Origin of the sequence: Kocuria sp. CPCC 205261, from assembly GCF_040981025.1 — a bacterium.
In the GTDB taxonomy this organism is placed as follows: domain Bacteria; phylum Actinomycetota; class Actinomycetes; order Actinomycetales; family Micrococcaceae; genus Kocuria; species Kocuria marina.
Genome location: NZ_JAVKPU010000025.1, coordinates 1 through 5,563, shown reverse-complemented (window position 1 = coordinate 5,563; position 5,563 = coordinate 1). Strand labels below are relative to the sequence as shown.

Annotated in this window: 3 rRNA genes; all 3 read right to left on the bottom strand. The window is 55.9% G+C overall.

What is annotated here, in order from left to right:
* Positions 1-17 precede the first annotated feature (17 nt).
* Positions 18-134: ribosomal RNA gene (gene rrf / locus RF646_RS13140) — 5S ribosomal RNA — on the bottom strand.
* A 222-nt stretch (positions 135-356) separates the two neighbouring features.
* Positions 357-3,484: ribosomal RNA gene (locus tag RF646_RS13135) — 23S ribosomal RNA — on the bottom strand.
* A 437-nt stretch (positions 3,485-3,921) separates the two neighbouring features.
* A 16S ribosomal RNA gene (locus RF646_RS13130) occupies positions 3,922-5,453 on the bottom strand.
* The 16S, 23S and 5S rRNA genes sit together here, the layout of an rRNA operon.
* Positions 5,454-5,563 lie beyond the last annotated feature (110 nt).

The window sequence follows — 5,563 nt, the reverse complement described above, 5'->3', positions numbered from 1 at the left end:
TCTTTCTTTCATGTTAATCCCGGCGGTGTCTTACTCTCCCACACCCTTCCGAGTGCAGTACCATCAGCGCTGTGGGTCTTAGCTACCGGGTTCGGGATGGGACCGGGCGTTTCCCCCACGCTATAACCACCGGAAACCCTGCCACCAACCCCGTGCACGGTGACTACCAGCAACCATGCGTGGGGTGATGAAACCATGGGGTCCCGTGTTTCGTGGACCAAGCTTTATTATGTTACCAACCACTACCCCGACCCACCCCACGCACCAGCCTGCGCGGCCGGGTAAGGGGTGGGGGGTTGTTGGTGGTCAACCACATGGTGGACGCGAACATCACATTCTTCGAATGAAGGCTGTGTGTGTAGAAGTTTTCGGTGTATTAGTACCAGTCAGCTCCACGTCTTGCAACGCTTCCACATCTGGCCTATCAACCCAGTCGTCTACTGGGCACCTCACACCCCACAAAGGAGGTCAGGAAATCTCATCTCGGAGCAAGCTTCCCGCTTAGATGCTTTCAGCGGTTATCAATCCCGAACGTAGCTAATCAGCGGTGCTCCTGGCGGAACAACTGACATACCAGAGGTTCGTCCGTCCCGGTCCTCTCGTACTAAGGACAGGCCTCCACAAATTTCCAACGCACGCAGCGGATAGGGACCGAACTGTCTCACGACGTTCTGAACCCAGCTCGCGTACCGCTTTAATGGGCGAACAGCCCAACCCTTGGGACCAACTCCAGCCCCAGGATGCGACGAGCCGACATCGAGGTGCCAAACCATGCCGTCGATATGGACTCTTGGGCAAGATCAGCCTGTTATCCCCGAGGTACCTTTTATCCGTTGAGCGACGGCCATTCCACAATGTACCGCCGGATCACTAGTCCCGACTTTCGTCCCTGCTCGAGCTGTCACTCTCACAGTCAAGCTCCCTTGTGCACTTACACTCAACACCTGATTGCCGACCAGGCTGAGGGAACCTTTGGGCGCCTCCGTTACTCTTTAGGAGGCAACCGCCCCAGTTAAACTACCCATCAGGCACTGTCCCTGACCCGGATCACGGGCCGAAGTTAGATATCCAGAGTGACCAGAGTGGTATTTCAACAACGACTCCACCACCACTAGCGTGACGGCTTCACAGTCTCCCACCTATCCTACACAAGCCACACCGAACACCAATACCAAACTATAGTAAAGGTCTCGGGGTCTTTCCGTCCTGCTGCGCGAAACGAGCATCTTTACTCGTACTGCAATTTCGCCGAGTTCATGGTTGAGACAGTAGGGAAGTCGTTACTCCATTCGTGCAGGTCGGAACTTACCCGACAAGGAATTTCGCTACCTTAGGATGGTTATAGTTACCACCGCCGTTTACTGGGGCTTAAATTCTCCGCTTCAACCCCGAAGGGTTTAACGAGTCCTCTTAACCTTCCAGCACCGGGCAGGAGTCAGTCCGTATACATCGTCTTACGACTTCGCACGGACCTGTGTTTTTGATAAACAGTCGCTTCCCTCTAGCCTCTGCGACCCCGACCAGCTCACACCGCGTGGGTGTTCACCAACCAGGGCCCCCCTTCTCCCGAAGTTACGGGGGCATTTTGCCGAGTTCCTTAACCATGATTCTCTCGAACGCCTTAGTATTCTCTACCTGATCACCTGTGTCGGTTTAGGGTACGGGCGACTAGAACCTCACGTCGATGCTTTTCTTGGCAGCATAGGATCACCGAATTCCCTCACCTAAGAGAGTCCCATCACATCTCAGGCCCATGACCCGCGGATTTACCAACGGGTCGCCCTACATGCTTAGACCAGGACAACCATCGCCTGGCTCGGCTACCTTCCTGCGTCACACCTGTTAACACGTTTACCTCCCCGGATCAGGTCCCACGCTCCCCACACACTCCCGTGACCGTAAACGGCCACGGATCGTGATGGTTCGGGTGGTTAGTATCCCCGGTTCGATAGGGTCGGTTCTTCGTCGGTACGGGAATATCAACCCGTTGTCCATCGACTACGCCTGTCGGCCTCGCCTTAGGTCCCGACTCACCCAGGGCAGATTAGCTTGACCCTGGAACCCTTGATCATCCGGCGGACGGGTTTCTCACCCGTCTATCGCTACTCATGCCTGCATTCTCACTCGTTGAGGTTCCACCACTGGGTCACCCCGCAGCTTCACTACCCCAACGACGCTCCCCTACCCACAACACCACCTCAACCACAAACGGCTCGGCTATACGGTGTCATGCCACAACTTCGGCGGTGTACTTGAGCCCCGCTACATTATCGGCGCGGAATCACTTGACCAGTGAGCTATTACGCACTCTTTCAAGGGTGGCTGCTTCTAAGCCAACCTCCTGGTTGTCTAAGCAACTCCACATCCTTTCCCACTTAGCACACGCTTAGGGGCCTTAGTTGATGGTCTGGGCTGTTTCCCTTTCGACTATGAAGCTTATCCCCCACAGTCTCACTGCCACGCTTACACTTCACCGGCATTCGGAGTTTGGTTGACGTCAGTAACCTTGTAGGGCCCATCAGCCATCCAGTAGCTCTACCTCCGGGAAGCAACACGCAACGCTGCACCTAAATGCATTTCGGGGAGAACCAGCTATCACGGAGTTTGATTGGCCTTTCACCCCTACCCACAGCTCATCCCCTCCATTTTCAACTGAAGTGGGTTCGGTCCTCCACGCGCTCTTACACGCGCTTCAACCTGGCCATGGGTAGATCACCCCGCTTCGGGTCTAGATCACGCCACTACACAACGCCCTATTCAGACTCGCTTTCGCTACGACTACCCCACACGGGTTAATCTCGCGACGTAACACTAACTCGCAGGCTCATTCTTCAAAAGGCACGCTGTCACCCCAAAAGGCTCCAACGGCTTGTAAGCACACGGTTTCAGGTACTATTTCACTCCCCTCCCGGGGTACTTTTCACCATTCCCTCACGGTACTGATCCGCTATCGGTCATCAGGAAGTATTCAGGCTTACCAGGTGGTCCTGGCAGATTCACACGAGATTTCACGGGCCCCGTGCTACTCGGGAACAACGTCACACCACGCACACCACGGTTTCGTCTACGGGACTCACACCCCCTACGGTCTGGCACTCACCACCAGTTCGACTACCACAGCGCCACAGCGCCCGGGGTGGCGACCCCGAGAACAACGCATCCCACAACCCCGATCATGCAACCCTCGCCAGGTATCACACACAATCGGTTTAGCCACCATCCGCTTTCGCTCGCCACTACTCACGGAATCACTATTGTTTTCTCTTCCTATGGGTACTGAGATGTTTCACTTCCCCACGTTCCTCCTCGCACCCTATGAATTCAGATACGAGTGACCACGCATGATACGCAGCCGGGTTACCCCATTCGGAGACCCTCGGATCACAGCTCGTTTATCAGCTCCCCGAGGCTTATCGCAGATTTCCACGTCCTTCATCAGCTCCTGATGCCAAGGCATCCACCGTGTGCCCGTAACAACTTCTACGCCACACAACACAAAACAATCATCAAAGAACACACCACACACACCCACCACACCACCACAACCAGGAATCCGAAAACCCCTCGACCGTGATCATCGTGTGACCAGATGCACGCGGCGTCAAAGATGCTCGCGTCCACTATGTAGTTGACAAACAACAACCCACCAACACCACACACCCACCACAATGGATGCGTCAGTGCCCCAGGAAACCAACCAACGTAACTTGTTGATCGACAACCCAACAATGTGCCACCACGAACCCCCACACACACCACCACCAACCATCCAAGCCGGCAGTGTTCCCGTGTGCGTAGTATCCGTGTCCGCTTGCTGATATTCCACCCATGAGCAAAACACCCACCACCGACTCAACGGCGCACCACGATCTCGTGGTCTGTGGGGCCACCAGCCACCCGGCCGGTTAGCGTGCTCCTTAGAAAGGAGGTGATCCAGCCGCACCTTCCGGTACGGCTACCTTGTTACGACTTAGTCCCAATCGCCAGTCCCACCTTCGACGGCTCCCCCCACAAGGGTTAGGCCACCGGCTTCGGGTGTTACCAACTTTCGTGACTTGACGGGCGGTGTGTACAAGGCCCGGGAACGTATTCACCGCAGCGTTGCTGATCTGCGATTACTAGCGACTCCGACTTCACGTGGTCGAGTTGCAGACCACGATCCGAACTGAGACCAGCTTTTTGGGATTAGCTCCACCTCACGGTATCGCAACCCATTGTACTGGCCATTGTAGCATGCGTGAAGCCCAAGACATAAGGGGCATGATGATTTGACGTCATCCCCACCTTCCTCCGAGTTGACCCCGGCAGTCTCCTATGAGTCCCCACCATCACGTGCTGGCAACATAGAACGAGGGTTGCGCTCGTTGCGGGACTTAACCCAACATCTCACGACACGAGCTGACGACAACCATGCACCACCTGTACACCAGCCCCACAAGGAGGAAAACCCATCTCTGAGCCGATCCGGTGTATGTCAAGCCTTGGTAAGGTTCTTCGCGTTGCATCGAATTAATCCGCATGCTCCGCCGCTTGTGCGGGCCCCCGTCAATTCCTTTGAGTTTTAGCCTTGCGGCCGTACTCCCCAGGCGGGGCACTTAATGCGTTAGCTACGGCGCGGAAAACGTGGAATGTCCCCCACACCTAGTGCCCAACGTTTACGGCATGGACTACCAGGGTATCTAATCCTGTTCGCTCCCCATGCTTTCGCTCCTCAGCGTCAGTAACAGCCCAGAGACCTGCCTTCGCCATCGGTGTTCTTCCTGATATCTGCGCATTTCACCGCTACACCAGGAGTTCCAGTCTCCCCTACTGCACTCAAGTCTGCCCGTACCCACTGCACACCCGGGGTTAAGCCCCGGGCTTTCACAGCAGACGCGACAAACCGCCTACGAGCTCTTTACGCCCAATAATTCCGGACAACGCTTGCGCCCTACGTATTACCGCGGCTGCTGGCACGTAGTTAGCCGGCGCTTCTTCTGCACGTACCGTCACTTTCGCTTCTTCCGTGCTGAAAGAGGTTTACAACCCGAAGGCCGTCATCCCTCACGCGGCGTCGCTGCATCAGGCTTGCGCCCATTGTGCAATATTCCCCACTGCTGCCTCCCGTAGGAGTCTGGGCCGTGTCTCAGTCCCAGTGTGGCCGGTCACCCTCTCAGGCCGGCTACCCGTCGTCGCCTTGGTAGGCCATTACCCCACCAACAAGCTGATAGGCCGTGAGCCCATCCACAACCAGTACAAACCCTTTCCACCCCCCACCATGCGACAGGAGGTCATATCCAGTATTAGACCCAGTTTCCCAGGCTTATCCCAGAGTCAAGGGCAGGTTACTCACGTATTACTCACCCGTTCGCCACTCATCCACCCAGTGCAAGCACCAAGCTTCAGCGTTCGACTTGCATGTGTTAAGCACGCCGCCAGCGTTCGTCCTGAGCCAGGATCAAACTCTCCGTCAAAAAACATTCAACAGAAACCACCCCACCACCACACCAAACAGCGCAGCAGAACCAGGGCAGGATCCCAGCTGACACCCAACACCCCCAGGAAACGGGAAAACACCCAGGGG